General features: G+C 40.6%; 15 protein-coding genes. 8 read left to right on the top strand and 7 right to left on the bottom strand.

What is annotated here, in order from left to right; all coding sequences use genetic code 11:
- The 3 genes from VB693_RS05215 to VB693_RS05205 all read right to left on the bottom strand — a co-directional run bounded on the left by VB693_RS05215 (position 1) and on the right by VB693_RS05205 (position 3,831).
- Entirely contained in the window at positions 1-1,122 is a 1,122-nt protein-coding gene (locus VB693_RS05215; protein WP_323265335.1) for a substrate-binding domain-containing protein, read from the bottom strand.
- A 220-nt stretch (positions 1,123-1,342) separates the two neighbouring features.
- Complete coding sequence (locus VB693_RS05210; RefSeq protein ID WP_323265334.1) at positions 1,343-2,068, bottom strand: hypothetical protein; 726 nt, start codon at positions 2,066-2,068, stop codon at positions 1,343-1,345.
- A 50-nt stretch (positions 2,069-2,118) separates the two neighbouring features.
- Complete coding sequence (locus tag VB693_RS05205; protein WP_323265333.1) at positions 2,119-3,831, bottom strand: VWA domain-containing protein; 1,713 nt, start codon at positions 3,829-3,831, stop codon at positions 2,119-2,121.
- Between the two features lie 399 nt (positions 3,832-4,230).
- Between VB693_RS05205 and VB693_RS05200 the strand changes: the two genes are divergently transcribed.
- The 4 genes from VB693_RS05200 (at position 4,231) to VB693_RS05185 (ending at position 8,115) form a co-directional block, all read left to right on the top strand.
- Positions 4,231-4,869, top strand: a complete 639-nt coding sequence (locus VB693_RS05200; protein WP_190702906.1) for a peroxiredoxin — start codon at positions 4,231-4,233, stop codon at positions 4,867-4,869.
- Between the two features lie 179 nt (positions 4,870-5,048).
- On the top strand, positions 5,049-5,633 hold the full coding sequence (locus VB693_RS05195) for a Uma2 family endonuclease (protein WP_323265332.1): 585 nt from the start codon (positions 5,049-5,051) through the stop codon (positions 5,631-5,633).
- Between the two features lie 575 nt (positions 5,634-6,208).
- On the top strand, positions 6,209-6,952 hold the full coding sequence (locus VB693_RS05190; RefSeq protein WP_323265331.1) for a hypothetical protein: 744 nt from the start codon (positions 6,209-6,211) through the stop codon (positions 6,950-6,952).
- A gap of 275 nt (positions 6,953-7,227) precedes the next feature.
- Positions 7,228-8,115: an alpha/beta hydrolase gene (locus VB693_RS05185; protein ID WP_323265330.1), complete on the top strand. Its 888-nt coding sequence runs from the start codon at positions 7,228-7,230 to the stop codon at positions 8,113-8,115.
- Between the two features lie 178 nt (positions 8,116-8,293).
- Here the strand turns inward: VB693_RS05185 and VB693_RS05180 are convergent, their stop codons facing one another.
- The 3 genes from VB693_RS05180 to VB693_RS05170 form a co-directional block, all read right to left on the bottom strand.
- The gene (locus tag VB693_RS05180; protein WP_323265329.1) at positions 8,294-10,534 is read right to left on the bottom strand and encodes a dynamin family protein; all 2,241 of its coding nucleotides are present in this window, start codon (positions 10,532-10,534) and stop codon (positions 8,294-8,296) included.
- A 198-nt stretch (positions 10,535-10,732) separates the two neighbouring features.
- Positions 10,733-12,817, bottom strand: a complete 2,085-nt coding sequence (locus VB693_RS05175) for a dynamin family protein (RefSeq protein WP_323265328.1) — start codon at positions 12,815-12,817, stop codon at positions 10,733-10,735.
- A 17-nt stretch (positions 12,818-12,834) separates the two neighbouring features.
- Positions 12,835-13,161 carry a DUF3040 domain-containing protein gene (locus VB693_RS05170; RefSeq protein WP_190702923.1) on the bottom strand — a complete coding sequence of 109 codons (327 nt, stop codon included), beginning with the start codon at positions 13,159-13,161 and terminating at the stop codon, positions 12,835-12,837.
- A gap of 433 nt (positions 13,162-13,594) precedes the next feature.
- On the opposite strand from VB693_RS05170, the gene VB693_RS05165 reads away from it, so the two are divergent.
- From VB693_RS05165 to VB693_RS05155, 3 genes are all read left to right on the top strand, one after another.
- Complete coding sequence (locus VB693_RS05165; RefSeq protein ID WP_323265327.1) at positions 13,595-14,569, top strand: cysteine synthase A; 975 nt, start codon at positions 13,595-13,597, stop codon at positions 14,567-14,569.
- Between the two features lie 68 nt (positions 14,570-14,637).
- Positions 14,638-14,970 carry a (2Fe-2S) ferredoxin domain-containing protein gene (locus tag VB693_RS05160; protein ID WP_323265326.1) on the top strand — a complete coding sequence of 111 codons (333 nt, stop codon included), beginning with the start codon at positions 14,638-14,640 and terminating at the stop codon, positions 14,968-14,970.
- Positions 14,971-15,087: 117 nt separating this feature from the next.
- Positions 15,088-15,951, top strand: coding sequence for a DUF5331 domain-containing protein (locus tag VB693_RS05155; RefSeq protein WP_323265325.1), 864 nt, complete (start codon positions 15,088-15,090; stop codon positions 15,949-15,951).
- A 3-nt stretch (positions 15,952-15,954) separates the two neighbouring features.
- Here VB693_RS05155 and VB693_RS05150 read toward each other — a convergent pair whose 3' ends face one another.
- Positions 15,955-16,992: an adenosine deaminase gene (locus tag VB693_RS05150; RefSeq protein ID WP_323265324.1), complete on the bottom strand. Its 1,038-nt coding sequence runs from the start codon at positions 16,990-16,992 to the stop codon at positions 15,955-15,957.
- Positions 16,993-17,287: 295 nt separating this feature from the next.
- Between VB693_RS05150 and VB693_RS05145 the strand changes: the two genes are divergently transcribed.
- Positions 17,288-18,631: an adenylosuccinate synthase gene (locus VB693_RS05145; protein WP_190703141.1), complete on the top strand. Its 1,344-nt coding sequence runs from the start codon at positions 17,288-17,290 to the stop codon at positions 18,629-18,631.
- Positions 18,632-18,716: the final 85 nt, after the last annotated feature.

Genomic DNA, 18,716 nt, shown 5'->3' with positions numbered 1-18,716 from the left:
TTAATTTGCCCTTTCCCAGAGACGCTGAATTTCTCTAATTGTCTGAGTGTTGGGTGGTGGGATGGTTTGCACCGTTGGCTTAATTTCAGCACCAGGGATATTTTGATTCCAAGGACTATTAGGTACAGCTTTTAAATCAACCGCATTATTCACTGGACGGAAACCATGCTGAACTAGAACGGCTTGTTGTGCGGGTTGTGTGAGGAAATCTAAAAACTTCCTGGCTGCATTTGCTGTTCCACCATCAACATCTCGGCGGACAATTGCGGCTGTAGCGATAGATTCACTAGTAGGATTTAGATAGTAGATTTGGTAAGGTTTACCTTGATTAGCACCTGATTGTTGCCAACGATAGAGAGCTATACTTTCGTATACTGTGGCCACATCAGCATCGTTGGGGCCTCTAGTAATAAACTCTTGCAAGAGAATATCTGTAGACCGTGGTGGCTGATAGACTGATTTTTTCACCAACCCAAACAAAGACTGTACAGATGGGTTATTAAAACTATTTTGGTTGATGTTTGTACCTAATTTTGCTTGTGTCCATAGGTTTAGTGTCACCTGACCACTATTAGAACGGGTGGGGTCTGTCGTGACAAAATCAAAGCTACCCCAGTCATTAGCACCGCCAATTTTTCCCCAGTTACTAGCTTGCATTGCTTGTTCGATTTTTTGCCATTGGAAGCGTCCATCTGGGAACAGGACTTTACCCCGTTGTGGCCAAGCAACAGCTACCAGTAAGGTTTTAGCTATGGGTGTGGGAGAATCATAAAATGAGTCGGTGTTGTTGGTAGCTTGCAGGCGATCGCTCAATTCTGTTAAAATTTCCCCACTGGCAGGTATTAACACCGCAGGTTTAAAGTCGTTCTTCTGATTAACATAATTATTAATTAGTTCTTGAGAACCTTGAAACTTGAGTTCTAACTTAATATTTGGGTTTTCCTGCTCAAATTTTGCTTCTAATTTTTGCAGTGGTTCTTGTAGTTCCGTCCCACTCACAATTACCACAGTTTGCTGTAACCCAGGAATCGGCACATAGGTTAAACCTAATGCAGCTAAGATGATGGCGATTGAGGTAAAAAGTTGATTTTTGCGGTTTAATTTAGACTTTTTCGTTTTCATAATTATTTCTTTTGATTAGGAAATGTAAATGTTGGGTTTCCTAATTTCAAACCAACCTACCTGATTTAGTGTTTTTAGCTTAACCGACAAGTATTAAGATTCTTTCCTACGGAACGCTTCGCGAACCTTACGCTCCGCTCCAGTCAGAATGACATTTTTATTTTGAATTGTGAATTGATTCATACCTCTTCCGACTTTTTAAACAACCGCTAAAACAAAATTATTGTCGTACTAATAAATCTAGGTTTTCTGAAAGACTACTTAGTTCATCGGCAATTAATTGTAAACCATTAATTTGTTCAGAATCACTTAAGTCAGATGTACGTAATCTTGTTTGCAGTTTTTGCAATACACCTGCAAAATCTTGTATTAAAGTAGCAATATTAATAATCCTAGCTAGACGACTATCTTCACCTTCTTGTGCTAACTGTATATTGCGCTTGAGACTATCCGCTAATTGATTGAGATGTCGTTTAGCTACCCCAGAACTAGAAGGTAATTTTTTTTGTACTTCTGTAAGTTGCTGTTGTAAAGCCTCAATAGAAAGGAGCGAATTAGTATTATGCAAATTGAATACTAACGTATCAATTTTACCGGGAAGTTGTGAGACGTGATCGCAACTTATAGAAACAGTAGCCAATAGTTCAATTTGAAAAGTATCATTTAACAGCTTTTGGGCTGCCAAATTTAGTCCATTAGCTTGGTTCGCTAAAGCCAACGCCGATGTTTTAACTGCTAAAATTTCCCGTTCCAATGCTGGATTATCTAACTCTAAAAATTCTGGTTCACGAGACCTTAAAAAACTAGCCCCAGCAACAGCAATACCAGCAGCAAAAGGTATCATAAATGGACTTGGCAATTGTCCTAAACGCACACCTACAAATAAAGTTACCCCTCCAGTTAACACAGCTAACGGATAAAACATTGGGTTTGCTAATTTCAGCATAATAGAAAAACTCCGCGTTACTTTGCGCTTACCTCAGCGTACCTCTGCGTTTAAAACTCAACCTGCAAATCTGACATCAACCGAGCAATTGTTTCCGGATCACCCTTAGAATAATATCCCCCATTCAACTCAGCAATCTTCTTCAAAGCATCAGGATTAAACTCACCCTCTTTCCCATAACCAACAGTAAAAAAGCCAATTCTTTGGTCAGTAGAAAAACCACTTTTTTGCAATTCATTTGATAGTTTATTTAAGGAAACTTGCGAACCTGAATCTTCCCCATCTGTTAATATTAAAACAGCATTAATTGCATCTTGACGACGATTTTGCTGTAACCAATTGCGAGCTTGTAAAGCAGCATCATATAATCTTGTTCCACCATCCGCCTTCAGTCCACTAATAAATTGCAGGCCGCGATCGCGCCCTTGGGGTGTACCATCTACTAACACTGGGGGACGAATCTCCGAATCAAAATCAATCAAAGCAATCTGCTCTTTTACACCGAGATTATTAATGTAATTTAATAGAGTATTTTGGACGGCTGGTAGTTTATTTCCCTCCATCGAACCAGAAGAATCGACAACTACCACCACTAACGATGGTTTCTTCGAGGCTTCCTGCCAAGATTTCAACATAGCATCAACCACCTCTGGTTTAGGTGGTCTGAGGGAATCATACTTGGCTTGAGATTCCACACCAAAATCTGGAGAAAACTTTGTACCTAAAGCCACACCGGGAGTTCCTGGCCTTAAACCTAAATCGGGGGCAATTTTTTGAGTTTCCGGCGATCGCCAATAGGTGATAAACTTCTCAGCAGCAGCCTTCTCATCTGCACTCACCCAAGGCGTATTCGGCACAATTGCCCGCATATTAGAAGTAAACGTTACTTTGGGATAAACGGCTGTATAACGCTGCTGTCCTGGTTGCAAGCCAGAATTAGCCACAATCACACTAGACTCGTAAACAGACCCCACCGAAGCCCAAAATGTCCCATTTTTCACCATCGATTGGGCGAGAGAATTAGTAGAGACACCATAACGGGTAATCTTGCTTTGGATTTGCTGAATTTGCGGCTGAAACTTCTGCACATCAGCAACAGTCAACTCTTCAGGACGCTTATTCGATACACTGGCATATTGAGCTACCAGTGTTTGTAACCCAGAATTAGAACGAGTCGGCGCAGTGTGGACATAGTTAACAGTTAATGGCGGCGCGGCTGGGTCAATATCCCGGTGAGTCTTCGCTGTCACCAAAGCTTGATAAGGGTCAGCAACTTTTTTTAGTCCTCCAGCTACATCCGGCTGCGCCATAAACACCATTGGCGTGTTCGCTATTAGCTGTGCGTCAGTGATATCGGGAATATAATTTTGCCCTGGAAACAGTTGGTTAATGCGGTAAACTAGCTGACTGTGATATATATCTCCATCCAGAGAAATAATAGTTGGTAAGTCTGGTGCATCTGCTTGCAAAGTCCCATTTTTCAGTTGCGTAGCTGAAGTAACCACCTTTGTCACCACATCGCCGCTACCCAATGCTTCGCAACTTACCCGAAACCCTGTCCCATTATCTAACGTCGGTTGGGTATCATTAAAATTCTTTGCGGCTTGGTTGCAAAAATCACCCAAGGCACTACCCACCAAAAGCTTAACTTTCAAACCCGTAAAGTTATCATCAGAGTTGGCATTACTATTACAAGCTGTTAGTAACAGTAAACTAAAGGCTGCCGTCAAACGCGTAATTGACCAAGACCCTTTGAGAATCATGTATTTATCCCAGAAAGTCAGTTACCTAGTAATCTCTGCAATTTCCTACTACAAGCAAATATTTTAATATCAGCCGCCTAAAAAGCGTATATATGTAAGTAAAGCTTGTAACAAGTATAACTTAACTCAGATTATACGAATACCTCTAAAAACTACAAATATTTGCCAGACTATTCCAGCAAATTTGTCACATTATTTCATAGTTAAGAAAAAACAAATACATTGTATTTATGCAATAATCAGATTCCGTCAGTTATTATTCCCCATCTGGAAAGACTTCTTAAAGGCTCAAAAGTTAAAATTTTGTTACAAACAACTAAAAGCCGATGGGGAAACCGATGTTGTGTCAAAACGACACGCTAAAATACATAAGCCTTATTTAACTACAGGGAATCTTATATGGCTCTCCGTCTTGGTGATACAGTACCCAACTTTACACAAGCGTCTACACATGGCGACATAGATTTTTACGCATGGGCTGGTGATAGCTGGGTTGTGCTGTTTTCTCACCCTGCTGACTATACACCAGTTTGCACAACTGAGTTAGGTACAGTTGCCAAACTAAAACCAGAATTTGACAAGCGTAACGTAAAAGCGATCGCTCTCAGCGTTGATGATGTAGAATCTCACAAAGGCTGGGTAGGCGACATCGAAGAAACTCAAAGCACCACCCTCAACTATCCAATTTTGGCAGACGCAGATCGTAAAGTTTCCGATCTTTACGACATGATTCACCCCAACGCTAACGCATCTGTTACAGTGCGTTCAGTATTTGTGATTGATCCCAACAAAAAACTACGTCTTTCCTTTACTTACCCCCCCAGCACCGGACGCAACTTTGATGAACTGTTGCGGGTAATTGATTCATTGCAACTTACCGACAACTACAGCGTCGCTACCCCAGCCGACTGGAAAGATGGCGACGATTGTGTAATTGTACCCTCGCTCAAAGATCCAGAAGTATTGAAGGAAAAATTCCCCAAAGGCTATCAAGAAGTTAAACCCTACTTGCGGATGACTCCTCAGCCTAATAAATAAAAGGTGACAGGTTACAGGTGACAGGTGACAGATGATTGAGCGTAGGCCTAGTCCAGCTTTAAACCTGTAGCACTGTCTGTAAATTTTTAAGTCAGTTCGTATATAAGACGCAAAGCTTCATCTTTGCGTTTTTTTGTATTTACGTAAAAATGGAAAATAAAGTCAGCTGTTGAAATTTTATGCTGTCATCTTCCTTAGTGATACAAATGCCTCCATCAATGCAAATGACAGACGAGCAATTCTTTGAGTTCTGTCAAGTAAATCGTGAATTACGCATTGAAATGAATCAATTTGGAGAAATTTCAATCATGCCGCCTACGGGTTCAGAAACAGGAAATCGTAACTTTAATGTGGCTTTACAGCTAGGAGTTTGGTCAGAACAAGATGGTACAGGTATTTGTTTTGACTCCAGTACAGGCTTTACATTATCCACGGGTGCAAAACGCTCTCCTGATGCTTCATGGATGAAATTAGAACGGTGGAATACTCTCTCATCAGAACAGCAACAAAGCTTTGCACCTATTTGTCCCGATTTTGTAGTGGAACTGCGATCGCCTAGCGATAACCTCCAACCCCTGAAAGATAAAATGGTTGAATATATGAAAGAGCCAGGGGTAAAGTTAGGTTGGTTGATTGACCGCAAGTATCGCCGAGTTTATATATATCATCCAGGTCAACCAGAAGAATGTTTAGAAAGTCCTGATAAAGTGAGTGCAGATCCAGCTTTACCCAGATTTGTCTTGAATATGTCTAAAATTTGGTAACTCTCAAGAAATAATCTTTCTACCCCTACACCCTTAAACCCCTAAACTTATCGCAATTTAAGGTGTCATAAAATGCAGATGCACGACTAGTGATCGCTTCCAGTCTGCCAGTAATTGCGTTAGCGAAGTTGTTTAATGGTTTTCACATAGTTTTGTTTTTTCGTGCCTAGTTACTTATGTACTTTTATCTAGGCTGATCAACACTTAGGTGCGTTTGCCCGGACTTTCAAAGGCGGTGTTAGCTTTCAATTTTATGTAATTTTCCCAAAGTTATCATTTTTGACCTAATCTTTATATAAATTTAAGTATTTATAATGTATTATCGTGATGTAGGCTAAAAAGTATGATCAAGCTCCAAAAATAAAATGCTCTGCCGTTCGGGTTGGTGCAGCCGCTTGGCTGTAACTTAAACCGCAAAGACTTACTGCCTTACCGGATCAAAAATATTTTTTATACAATCTATATATTTTTGACGCTTTTGCTCTCAATGCAAAAGCGGCGGTTAAGCATTTTATTACTGGTAAGTGCCTAGCTCTTTGTTTATTCTGCCAACGGGAAAAGATATGAGCATCAAAATGAAATCAATTCTTGAGTTGATCGAAAAGAAGAACCAGGAGTACGCCCAGTTGCCGTTCTTTCAGTATATGGAAGACGAGACAATTGACCCCCGGCAGAGGTTAGCATTTGCACCTGTAATTACTCCACTGGCAATGGAGTTCAGTGAGTTGTGCAAAAGAGTTCTCAGAGATGAGCCAACGACCAATTACATTCAAGATATGGTCAACGTGCATACCCACGAAGAGCATTTCCATTGGCAATGGTTATTGGAAGACATGGAAAAGATGGGCATTGACTATCCTATGCGGTTTAGCGATGCGGTGCGATTCATTTGGAGTGAGCATACTAAAGTTTCCCGTTCCATGTTTCCTCTGTTCGAGCGGTATACTCATGGAGCGCATCCGATTATCAAATTAGTTGCCATAGAAGTCTCTGAAGTGACAGCAAATGTCTTTTTCCGTTCAACTATGTCTGCGGCACTACAACTGCAAGAAATAGTTGAAGCAGAGTTCCGTTATTTCGGAATGCGGCATAACCACATAGAAAATACTCACACTCTCCATACTCCTGCTTCTCTGCAAGTAATGGCAGAGATTGAAGTGCCAGAGGAGATTCATCAGCAAATACTAGAATTTATTGATGTGGCGTTTGAGTATTTTACCGACTTGATCAATGAGTTTCATGCCTATATTACAACTCATTCCTATCAAGAACCCTTCGTTAGAGTTTATCAATCAGAGCGATCGCTAATTCCTGTCTAAGCTATCTGCTCAATTTTGAGTCTTTGTGCGATGGTAAAGAGTTCAAAGCTTTCTACCGAATGATAGGGTTGCAAAGTGCAAGTCCTTCTACCATCGCTTCTTTCATGGCGATCGCTACTGCATAAACAGCATTGCGCTCTGACCGATCAAAAGCCAGCTGCTGCTCTACGGTTCAACCCTATGGGCTATTTTCTCCTGCCTATTTCTTGATGTGCTGACTTTTGAACAAATATCCAGTTTTTTAACTCATATAAAATATAAATCAGAAAAATTTAATGCTTTACCGTAATTTTCAAACTCAAACAGAGCTAGATTTTCAGTACAATCCTGGTGAACTAGGCCTTGATATACCTGCGTACATGAATTTTTATGCTACAAACAGTGCTAAAGTGCGTGACAAACTACGCTGCCATTTAAATGTTGCTTTTGGCCCTACCGTAGCCGAACACTTAGATATTTTCCCTGCAACAGAGCCAAACTCTCCAATTTTGGTATTTATCCACGGTGGCTATTGGATAATGGGAAGCAGTAAAGACTTTAACTTTGTCGCCCAAGGTCTGGTAGCTGCAAATGTTACAGTCGTCGTGGTCAACTATGCCTTGTGTCCCAAAGTGACCATTGATGAAATTGTCCGCCAAAATCGTTCAGCAATTACCTGGATTTATCATCATGCCGAAAGCTTTGGCGCAGACCCCAATCGGATCTATGTAGCTGGTCACTCAGCAGGTGGTCATTTAACCGCAATGGTCATGGCTACAGACTGGAAAAACGAGTATGGAGTGCCAGATAACATCATTAAAGGTGGTTGTGCTATTAGCGGTTTGTTTGATTTGATGCCGTTTCCCTACACCTGGCTACAACCCAAACTACAACTAACCTGGGCTGAAGTTCTTCGTAATAGTCCTATGCTTAATCTTCCCGAAAAAGCTGGCTCTTTACTCATAACTTATGGTGGAGAAGAAACTTCAGAATTTCAACGACAGTCGCAAGATTTTCTGACTGCATGGAAGGAAAAAGGATTGACTGGTGAATACTTACCACAGCCTCAAGAAAATCACTTTACCGCAATCAAAGGTTTTTTAGATGCGGATAGTCCACTATGTACAGCAATTTTGAGACAGATGAATGTGAGTTCAATAAAATTACAAGAGAGCAGGAAGTAGCACAGGTAAGCCTTTAAACAAAGCATAGTGGATTATATGTTCAAACATCTGATCAACAGCAAGTTTCGTTCCCCCTCAAGTTTTGCTGACAGTTAGGCTGCAATCATAATGTAAATTTATACCGGGGTCTACCCCGGTTTTTGTTGGCAAGCGACCATAGTCAAAAATCCAAAATAAATCAACTTTTAGCAGTAGATAATACTGTATAAGCTTCATTAAGCAAACGCATTTTTTCCTGAGCTTGTTTTTGCATCTGAGGTTGGTTGACAAATAAATCTGGATGCCATTTTTTAACTAAAGTTTTATAAGCCTGTTTGATATCCGCAAAAGCTGCATTTTGTGGCAAACCTAAAATATTATACGCGCGAGCAATTTTATCTTTTTCTACTTGGCTTTGAGGTGGTTTAGGTGCTTGCTTACTTTGATTTGTCTGCTGCTGACTATTCTGAAAACCAGGAATACGCATTTCTGCTTTCATTCGTGCTATTTCTTCATCCATTTCCCAGTTACGAAACTTCGCTTCTAACTCTGCGGGATTGGGTGAAGGAGTAGTTTTTGGTGGTGGTGGGGGAGAATAAACTTGTTGTTTTGGAGATTCTACCTTTTTTTCAGGAGTCTTAGGTGTATTCTCCTGTCTTGGTGGGTTATAAGTAGCTTGAGGTGGGCGAGTATAAATCCGTTCTTGTTGGCGCGAAGACTTTTGTTGAGGTTGACTAACTTTTGGCGTTTCTATATAAGGTTGATAGTTAGAAGGAATTTTCGCTTTTTCTAACTCACCAAGTAATTGATTAAATCCTTGTTGCAGTCGTCGTAAACATTCACGTTGTTGATTAACTTCTTGGGGTTCTTGAGTAATTTTAAAGTAAATCACTTTTTCAGCGTGACGTTCAAATTCAAATAACTTTGATAAAGCTTGACTACTAAATTGAGACAAATAATCTTCAGTTGCATTTATACAAAGTTTAGCAACTTGTTGATGATATGATTCGTTTGCTGATTTTTCTTCATACTGTTGAATATTTTTATTTAATACATAAGAAATACTCCCAACAACAGCAGCACCTACTGGCCCACCTAATAACCAACCAATCCCACCACCTACAGCCATTGCTCCAGGTTCACTTAATATTTCAGTATTATCTGGTTTTGATGGTAAAGTAATTTGTGGTTCTGGCGGGAAAGAAATTAATAAATCTTCAGGTCGTTCTTCCTTAAAAAAATCATAAGCTTGATATAGCCATTTCATTACAGCTAACTGTAATTCTATGAGTTCTTTTTTGAGTTGATTTTTTTGCCAAGATTTAAAATTATTTTCTGCTAGTGCAACAGCTGCATCAGCTTGATATTTAGCTAGTAAGTTTGGTAAAGACAGCCAATTTCTTAACTCATATAGACTAGTATTAAAGCCTTGTTTGATCAGATTTTGTGCTTTTTGTTTAATTTCTATTTTGGCATTTTGTTTTGCATCAAAAACTTTAAATTCGTTAGCAATAGGGTCAATTTTATTTTTTAATGATAATTGAATTTGGGATGAGATCGCCTGCACTCTTGGCAACCTGACACCACCCCGATTTTGTTGTAAAATACTCACAATATTTTGCAAAGCCGTCTCAAAAGCCACTAAGCCACTACTACTAGCCGCCGCCACATCACCTTTTAATCTAGCGCGCAAAGCAGGTAAAGCGTCCACACGATATAAATTACTAAAACCAGGAGGTAATTCCGCACGGAAACTTTCTGCAACAAACCGCAGCCGATTCTGCACTTGTTTTTGCTCTTCCGAGTCAAGTAAATTAATAAAATTAGCAACAAAAATAACTGTTTTAATACCCCTATCTAATAACCAATCTCGCAAGTTTTCCCGCTCACCTAAAGTCATCAACTTGCGTGCATCTAGTAACTGCACAACTAAATCAGCACTGAAAAGTTGCTCTCGAACTAAATTATCCTGCTCATCCCGATCATTTGTCCCTGGTAAATCAATAAACTCTACACCAGTTTCTAAAAAAGTATGAGGACAAAAAACTTCAACAGATATTACATCTTTTCGCATCTGTCTATCACCATCAAGGATTGCATATTGTTGTAAAACTTCCGTACCACTGCGATAGATTTCTGATCCATCTACCAACATGATGCGAGTTCTGACATCAGAACCATATTTCACAGTAATAGCTGCGCCTGTGGTGGGAATTAAATCTATCGGTAACGTGCGAGTTCCTAAGATAGCATTTAACAGCGTTGATTTACCATGATTAAAGGGGCCAAAAACTGCAACCCTAAAGTTAGGATTAGTCAGATAATTGCCAATATTAATAATATCTTGATGTAGTTGTGATGTGCGTTCTAAACCTAGTAATGTAGATGCAGATTTTAAAACCTCTGCTAAGTCTCTGTATCTTGTATCCTGTTGTGGCATATTCCCCTCATTCTAGGTTTAGTCTGTAAACTTTTAACTACAGATAAACACAGATAATTTTATCAGTGTTCATATGTAGTTAAGGGAGCATCACAATTTTTTAACCTCTAAACACAAAGCTTTCATTCAACCTCGGCGTTTAAAAATTACCACTTCTCTCTATATTGTAGCCAAGAGAGAGATGAGATTTGATTGATACTAGCCATAGTAAGCTAAAAGATTACTATAAGCTGTCTCAATCTTTTGTAATTGAAAGATGACATTTTCTTGCAAAGTTTTAAACCGCTTTAACTCACTCTCCCGATTTATTTCTCGTGTTTCTTTTTGCTTAAGCAGATTATCTAACTCAGATTTACGAGCAGTAATATCATCATTAATCCTTTTACTCACTTCTCTTTCGTAGCTGTCAAAACACTCTTTTACTGCATCATATACAGTTCGTGATTTTTCATTTGCTACTTGAGGTAAATATTTGATTAACTCTTTCTTCGCAGTTTTAACTAACTCTTTTCGAGCTTGATCTGCTTGTAAAACACCTACTCCCAAACCAAGTAAAGCAAATCCAATGGGGCCGAGAAGTATACCTGTAACTGCGGTGATAATACTCCCCACACCAATGACAGTGAAATAATTTAATAAGATATTTTTCCAGTCAAATCCAGCTCCAGCCATTGCAAAACCAGCTAGATTCCCCCTAGAAAGTGATAACAATCCCATTGCCCATTTTGCCCAACTAGGAGCATTATCTTCTTCTGTATTACTGTTGTTAGTGTTGACTTTAACTTGTTTTCCAGTGAGTTTTTCTGTAATTTGCTCAGTGACTTGGTTGTAAGATGCACCATACTGCGCTGCACTACGAGATAATTCTTTAAAAGCTGCATTAATATCTTTCTCAGCAGTTAAAGTCCAAGCTGCACATTTATCAGTCATGTATTGTTCAAAGGCTTTTTGCAGTGCAGCATTAAATGCTTCTCGTTTCCCATTACTAAGAAAATCTAATATCTTTAATTCTGGTTGATAGCGTAAGAAATCACTTTCAAAAGTATTGCCTAAATTTAAAACATAACTGCGGAAAGATTCAGATATTTTGCGTGATTGGGTGTCTCTAGTAGTAAAGATTTCTCTCTGGAATTGATCTCGAATATTCGTGAGCTTTTTAAACTCAGGTTCTACAGAATTAATGCGTGTTTTTAATTCTTCGACATCTTGATCAAGTAATGGTATCCTTCTACCTATGGCTTCGCGAGTATGGTTAACCGCTTGTCTAGCTAATGTTCTTGCTTGTCGGAGTTCTGCGATCGCTCGTTCTCTGGTAAGAAAAGTATTAAGCGCACCCATAAAATCAGGGAAGCCAGTCCCGCTTAAATCTGCTTGGGGATTCTTTAAACGTAGCCGCAGTGCTTGAATCGATGACAGTTCAAATACTCTTTCATCATAAATATTTTGGCCGTCTACTTGGCAATATTCTGCTAAATTCGCTTTAAAAACTTGTCTAAGTCTATTTTCAGCAGATTTAATCTCTTCTACATCATCAGGATCAATCAATGATTCTTTTACCTGATCCCAAGCATTAATTAAGAAGAAAACTGATAAACCTCGCCCTTTAATATAGTTTTCTAGATAACGACGCTCACCCAACGTACACGGTTGGGAAGCTCTCATCACAAATAGAATCGCATGGCAATTATTGACATACCCTAAAGATAACTCATTCCTGGCTTCTGTATCATTTAACCCTGGACTATCAACAATTTCAATCCCTTTTTCTAGAAGTGTTAAAGGATACTCAACTACTGCATAATCAACATCAGGAAATGCTTGTTTTTTCTCTTGCTCTAACTTTTTAGCTTCGGCTGGATCAATTGTATATTTATATTTAAAATTTTGAAAATCTAGCTGTTGTGGTTTTTTGCCATCATTAAAATGAATCGTAACTTTTTTTTCTGAACCATAGCGTAAAACTGTTAAAACTGCGGTACAGGGGTTAACATCACTGGGGAGTAAGTTCTCTCCAATTAAGGCATTGAGAAAAGTGCTTTTACCCCGCTTCATATCGCCTAAAACCAACAGGCGAAATACACCTTTTTTTAAGTTTTTACTCGCTATATCAATATCTTCTAAATCCCGTTCTAAACTAAGCTTACCAGAGGAAGATTCCCCATCTAATTCGGCTTTGTTAATGGTTTCAGATAGATGTTGTAAACACATTGCCATCTCAGAACGTACCTGAGCAACACGTTCTAAATCTTCAATAAATCTATCAGTTGCTACTTGATTAACCATCACCATTTTCCCTTAATTTAAGATGATTTTTTGCGATTTTCAAAAAATAGCTTGTATGCTACCCAAGCTAGAACTGCCATAATGACAAATCCGGCCAAAACCGATGCGACTCTGACTGCAACTAACGCCGCTACACCAAGAGCAAATAATTTACCACCAAGAATTACTTTTTTCATCCAGGGTTTAGGAGAATTGTCTGGTTGGTGTTTCAACGTCTTATGAAATGGTGCATCATTAGTAGGCATTTGTTGTTCCATTTCTCGGAGTCGTAATTCTACTTCTTTCTCTCGCAGTATCCGTTCCCTTTGCTCCAGTTCATGATGGTGATTATTTTGAGATGTCATGGATATCCACCCCATTGAGGATGATATTATTACTTATCAATTTCCTGTATATTAACTTACGTATGTAGCTGACAACCCCAGTGAATTTACTATTTTGATTCAGGGGTTTTTAAATTGACTTCAGAGAATAGATCCTACAGCTTAGGCTTGCTTTTCGGAAATTGCAGATGAATTTGTTGGGCTACGCCCCGCTAACGCTAACACGCAGAGGCGCAGAGGCGCGGAGAGTTAGGAGAAGTGAAATTTTGGTGGCATCGCCGCTCACTGTAAGTGTTGGCACAGCCTCTGTCTCCAACACGCTCCGCATCCCGCAGGGAACGTAGAGATGGTCTTTGAGCGTAGGTCGGTCATCGTTTTACGGATTAAAATCAGTGTATACATACCACCGCTATGAGCCACAATTTTTATAGGTAAGAACTCAAGTAAAATGACAATGGATATTAAAAATGGTTTCATAGGCACTGTTGGCAATACCCCACTGATTCGCTTAAATAGCTTCAGTGAAGAAACAGGGTGTGAAATTCTGGCCAAAGCAGAATTTCTTAATCCTGGGGGTTCAGTCAAAGACCGCGCTGCACTTTACATCATCAAAGATGCAGAAGAAAAAGGGTTACTTAAACCGGGTGGTACTGTCATCGAAGGAACGGCTGGTAATACTGGCATTGGATTGGCACATATTTGCAATGCCAAAGGCTACAAATGCCTGATTATCATTCCTAACACCCAATCACAAGAAAAAATAGACGCGCTTACAGCCTTGGGTGCAGAAGTTCGTCCCGTTCCGGCTGTACCCTACAAAGACCCCAATAACTATGTCAAGCTATCTGGCAGAATTGCGGCTGAGATGGATAATGCTATCTGGGCAAATCAGTTTGATAATTTAGCTAACCGTCGCGCTCATTACGAAACTACAGGAGCAGAAATCTGGGCGCAAACTGACGGAAAAGTTGACGGTTGGGTGGCTGCAACTGGTACTGGGGGAACATTTGCGGGTGTTTCCATGTACCTGAAGGAAAAAAATCCAGCAATTAAATGTGTAGTTGCTGACCCAATGGGTAGTGGACTGTACAGCTACATCAAAACAGGCGAAATCACAATAGAAGGTAATTCTATCACCGAAGGCATTGGTAACAGTCGAATTACAGCCAACATGGAAGGCACACCAGCTGATGATGCTATCCAAATAGATGACAAAGAAGCCTTGCGAGTGGTTTACCAGCTATTGCGAAAAGATGGTTTATTAATGGGTGGTTCGACTGGTATCAATGTAGGCGCAGCTGTGGCTCTAGCCAAGCAATTAGGCTCTGGACATACTATTGTCACCATATTATGTGATAGTGGTTCTCGCTATCAGTCGCGGATATTTAACCGTGAATGGTTAGCATCAAAAGGACTGTCTGTGGATTAGTCATTAGTCAATAGTCATTAATTATGATGACTATTGACTGAGTTTTTGCAGGGTGGGAAACATTACCTATGGCCAACTTCATTCAAGAATTTAACTCCCCAGCTACAGAACAACCATCTACTCCTAGATGTGTAAGAGTTTGCCAAAATCGCACCTGTAAAAAGCAAGGTGCGAAGGAAGTATTAGCAGCTTTTGCAGTTTTGCCAGTTGCTGAAGCGATGGTGACAGCTAGCAGTTGTTTAGGACAGTGCGGTAACGGGCCGATGGTGTTGGTGTTGCCGGATATGGTCTGGTATAGCGGCATTCAACCCCATGAAGTACCTCTAGTTATAGAAAAGCATTTATTAGGTGGTCAAAGAGTTCAAAAGATGCTCTATCATCGGTTTCATCCCCAGGGATAAATCAGTGAAAAATAAACAGTGAAAAGTTATCAAGTTTTCCTTGCACTGATAACTGATAACTGGTAACTGTTAACTGTTAACAGGTCTGCACTATTGTTGACTGAAGCGAGGCATCCGATGAATATTCAGGAGCTGCGTCAATCCTTAAAAATGAAGTGGCTGGATTATTATGAGCAAAATCGTCCTTGGTTAGTCAAATTGAGAGTTTGGGCTGCCTATGATGGTTTACGCCGGCCTTCGTCTGGGTTTATTTTGGCAACACTGTCTGTTTTAGAACCAGAGTTTGATCAAATTCTGGCTTTTGTGATGGAACTGAATAACAATCCTGATGAGATAGTTGCAGCTTTGGGTTTAAATTTTAATCCTGACAAAGAGTTAGGCTTAATCGAATCACAGATGAATTTGGCTGTCACCAAAGTCGAACCAGAGTATCCAGAGGAGCAACCAGTAACATCAGTTGCACTCACGGTTCAGGATGTTCCACAGACGCTAACCCATGTAGATAGGTTAGAAAAGTTGGTAGTGATGCCATGTTTATATCATGTGCCAACGTTGCCAGCGATCGCCGCAGAAGTCAAGACATCTGGAAGAGCGATCGCAACTACTGCCAAAATGAATATCAAGTCTACTATCCACAAATCATCCTCTCAACAAGGACAGTTATTCGCTATCACTCTGGAACTACCGAAAAAAGACAAACCTTTGACCTCCTTGGCATTAGCTACGACCAAACCCCGCAATGGCAAAGTAGTCAGTTCACTAGAAATCACTACTGAAGTTCCCGGTACACCCAAGACATTAATATCGTCAAAAATGGTAACGGAAATTTCCCAAAACGGGCAATATGTGCATAAAAAACCATCTGCACCTGCTAACAAATTTAATCCTAGACCGCATACTAATGCCAGTAATCTGGCTTCTTGGGTGGATGAATTTTGTCTGGGTACTGGGTGGAATTCGGAAGAGGCTGTTTCTATGTAGCCTCTAATTTGCCAAAGCCTTGACAGGTTCAGGTTTTAACAAACCATTTAACAGAGATGCTGGACGTTGAGCATAAGGCCAAGCAAAGGCATGACGAAAAGCTGCATCCTGACAGGCTTGCAGCTGTTCAAAATTGATAATGTCGTAAGTCAGAAGATTTTCATACTCAAATGGCAACCGAACATTATGCAGTCCAGCATTATCCGTACAAATAGCTATGTCTACCCCAGCCTCAAAGCAACGGTCAAACACTAACTTGAGTTGACGTATATCTTGTAAAGTACCTGTTTTTAGGTAAGTTGTGGGGCAAACTTCCAAACACTGCCTACGTCTTGCCACTTCAGGCAGTAACTCTGGATACAATAGGGGGATTTGGATACCGTGACCAATTCGTAAGAGATAAGGTAACAATTCTGGGTAACACCCATCGGTGGTTTCGTATAGGTGTCCGGTGGTGTTAATCCCCAGCGATCGCGCATAATCATATAGACTAACCCATTCTGTCAGGCGATCGGCATAGTGGCTATCACCTCCAGCTACGTCAATAGCACAAATATATTGTCTGTTTTGCGCGGCTAAATCAATAATCGCCTTATTCACTTCATAGGGTAGCCGCGAGTGCATACAGAGAATTTGGCTAGTCACAATGGGATATTCTGGCAGGTGGCTGGCTTTGCCCACAACTTCCACAATTTCCGTCATCTTGTCAATTCTCTGGGATTGACTCAAATGCTCTGGTGTCCGCAAATAGGGAGTATAACGGAGTTCCAGATAAGCCAAATTCTCAAAAATATAAGCCCCGCGCACTAGGCGAGAGATAAAGTACGGTAATGTCTCTGCTGTTTGCACACTTTCCACTAAAGTATGCAACTCTAGATATTCGTCTAGAGTGTTGCGTGGACGGGTGTAAAAATCTTCAAACTCTGGATAATTGCTAAAACGAGAAATTAACTCTGATGAATGTCGCTCAAAATAACGCCATAAGACACGGGGGACAACAGAACCGCCCAAGTGTCTGTGTAACTCAGCATATAAAGCCATAGTGATACTTTGTCTATAAAAAGTTTAATAATATTAACAAATACACTGAGTAAAACCCTCTGTACCACAAAGAAGATTGTGTAAATTTATCTAGAGTAGGGGACAGGGGACAGGTGATAGGTGACAGGTGATAGGTGATAGAGGCGCAGAGAAATTTTGGATTTTAGTATTGAGATCCCAATCCAAAATCCACTCATTGAATTGCCCAATTCCTAATTCCCAATAACCATTGACAAATATCGCAGAATATGTTCATAATGGTTCTTTGTGGAAACTTTACCTCAATAATAAAAGCTTGGCTAACGTCATTGTTATAGGCGCCCAATGGGGCGATGAAGGAAAAGGTAAAATAACTGACTTACTCAGCCGCTCCGCAGATGTGGTAGTACGTTACCAAGGGGGTGTGAATGCTGGACATACAATTGTAGTCAAAGGTCAGACCTTTAAGCTGCACTTGATCCCCTCTGGTATTTTGTACCCAGAAACTAAGTGCGTCATCGGCTGTGGTACGGTCATCGATCCACAGGTTTTGATCAAAGAACTCGACCAATTAGAAACTTTAAATATTTCTACTAAAAATCTGCTCATTTCTGAGACAGCCCACGTCACGATGCCCTACCATCGATTAATAGATCAGGCATCTGAAGAACGACGGGGAAGCCATAAGATTGGTACGACTGGTCGAGGGATTGGCCCTACTTACGCTGACAAATCAGAGCGTACAGGGATTAGGGTACTAGACTTGATGGATCAAAATGCCCTGCGCGACCAGTTGGAATGGGCAATTAATAATAAAAACCTTATTTTAGAAAAGCTGTATAACCTACCACCTTTAGATCCACAGCAGGTAATTGAAGAGTATCTAGGTTATGCAGAACGCCTGCGGCCTTACGTTGTTGACACCTCGCTGAAGATATATGATGCAGTGCAACGGCGGCTTAACATATTATTTGAAGGGGCGCAAGGTACTCTCCTCGATTTAGATCATGGAACTTATCCCTATGTCACTTCCTCAAACCCTGTCGCTGGGGGGGCTTGTGTTGGTACAGGGTTAGGCCCGACAATGATAGACCGAGTGATTGGGGTTTCTAAAGCCTACACCACACGAGTTGGAGAAGGGCCATTTCCTACTGAGTTGGACGGTGAGTTAGGTGAATTACTGTGCGATCGCGGTGCAGAATTTGGCACAACTACCGGACGTAAACGGCGTTGTGGCTGGTTTGATGCCGTTATCGGTCGCTATGCCGTCCGAATTAACGGTATGGACTGTATGGCGATTACCAAATTAGATGTTCTCGATGAATTAGAGGAAATTCAAGTCTGTGTCGCCTATGAAATAGACGGCGAGCGATCTGATCACTTCCCCACTAGTTCTAGGACTTTTGCGCGGTGTCGTCCCATCTACAAAACCTTACCAGGCTGGCAAGTGCCAACAACAGAATGCCGTACCCTGGAAGACTTGCCACCGCAAGCACTGGACTATCTGAAATTCTTAGCAGAATTGATGGAAGTCCCGATCGCGATCGTCTCTTTAGGTGCTAGCCGCGATCAAACCATAATTGTAGAAGACCCCATTCACGGGCCAAAACGTGCCTTGTTGCACGCCGACGGTACTCCAGCTTCTTTGCTAAGTGCTTAGTGAGTGCTTAGTGAGTGCTGAGTGCTGAGTGCTGAGTGCTGAGTGCTGAGTAGTGAGTAGTGAGTAGTGAGTAATGAGTAATGAG

The sequence above is a fragment of the Anabaena sp. UHCC 0399 genome (genome assembly GCF_034931465.1).
GTDB classification, from domain to species: Bacteria; Cyanobacteriota; Cyanobacteriia; order Cyanobacteriales; family Nostocaceae; genus Trichormus; species Trichormus minutissimus.
The sequence above is the reverse complement of the archived record's forward strand: the minus strand, read 5'-3'. Positions and strand labels throughout refer to the sequence as shown.

Excerpts from the sequence above, each read along its gene's own strand:
- VB693_RS05215 (WP_323265335.1), bottom strand. The coding sequence starts at position 1,122 with ATGAAAACGAAAAAGTCTAAATTAAACCGCAAAAATCAACTTTTTACC.
- VB693_RS05210 (WP_323265334.1), bottom strand. The coding sequence starts at position 2,068 with ATGCTGAAATTAGCAAACCCAATGTTTTATCCGTTAGCTGTGTTAACT.
- VB693_RS05205 (WP_323265333.1), bottom strand. The coding sequence starts at position 3,831 with ATGATTCTCAAAGGGTCTTGGTCAATTACGCGTTTGACGGCAGCCTTT.
- VB693_RS05200 (WP_190702906.1), top strand. The coding sequence starts at position 4,231 with ATGGCTCTCCGTCTTGGTGATACAGTACCCAACTTTACACAAGCGTCT.
- VB693_RS05195 (WP_323265332.1), top strand. The coding sequence starts at position 5,049 with ATGCTGTCATCTTCCTTAGTGATACAAATGCCTCCATCAATGCAAATG.
- VB693_RS05190 (WP_323265331.1), top strand. The coding sequence starts at position 6,209 with ATGAAATCAATTCTTGAGTTGATCGAAAAGAAGAACCAGGAGTACGCC.
- VB693_RS05185 (WP_323265330.1), top strand. The coding sequence starts at position 7,228 with ATGCTTTACCGTAATTTTCAAACTCAAACAGAGCTAGATTTTCAGTAC.
- VB693_RS05180 (WP_323265329.1), bottom strand. The coding sequence starts at position 10,534 with ATGCCACAACAGGATACAAGATACAGAGACTTAGCAGAGGTTTTAAAA.
- VB693_RS05175 (WP_323265328.1), bottom strand. The coding sequence starts at position 12,817 with ATGGTTAATCAAGTAGCAACTGATAGATTTATTGAAGATTTAGAACGT.
- VB693_RS05170 (WP_190702923.1), bottom strand. The coding sequence starts at position 13,161 with ATGACATCTCAAAATAATCACCATCATGAACTGGAGCAAAGGGAACGG.
- VB693_RS05165 (WP_323265327.1), top strand. The coding sequence starts at position 13,595 with ATGGATATTAAAAATGGTTTCATAGGCACTGTTGGCAATACCCCACTG.
- VB693_RS05160 (WP_323265326.1), top strand. The coding sequence starts at position 14,638 with ATGGCCAACTTCATTCAAGAATTTAACTCCCCAGCTACAGAACAACCA.
- VB693_RS05155 (WP_323265325.1), top strand. The coding sequence starts at position 15,088 with ATGAATATTCAGGAGCTGCGTCAATCCTTAAAAATGAAGTGGCTGGAT.
- VB693_RS05150 (WP_323265324.1), bottom strand. The coding sequence starts at position 16,992 with ATGGCTTTATATGCTGAGTTACACAGACACTTGGGCGGTTCTGTTGTC.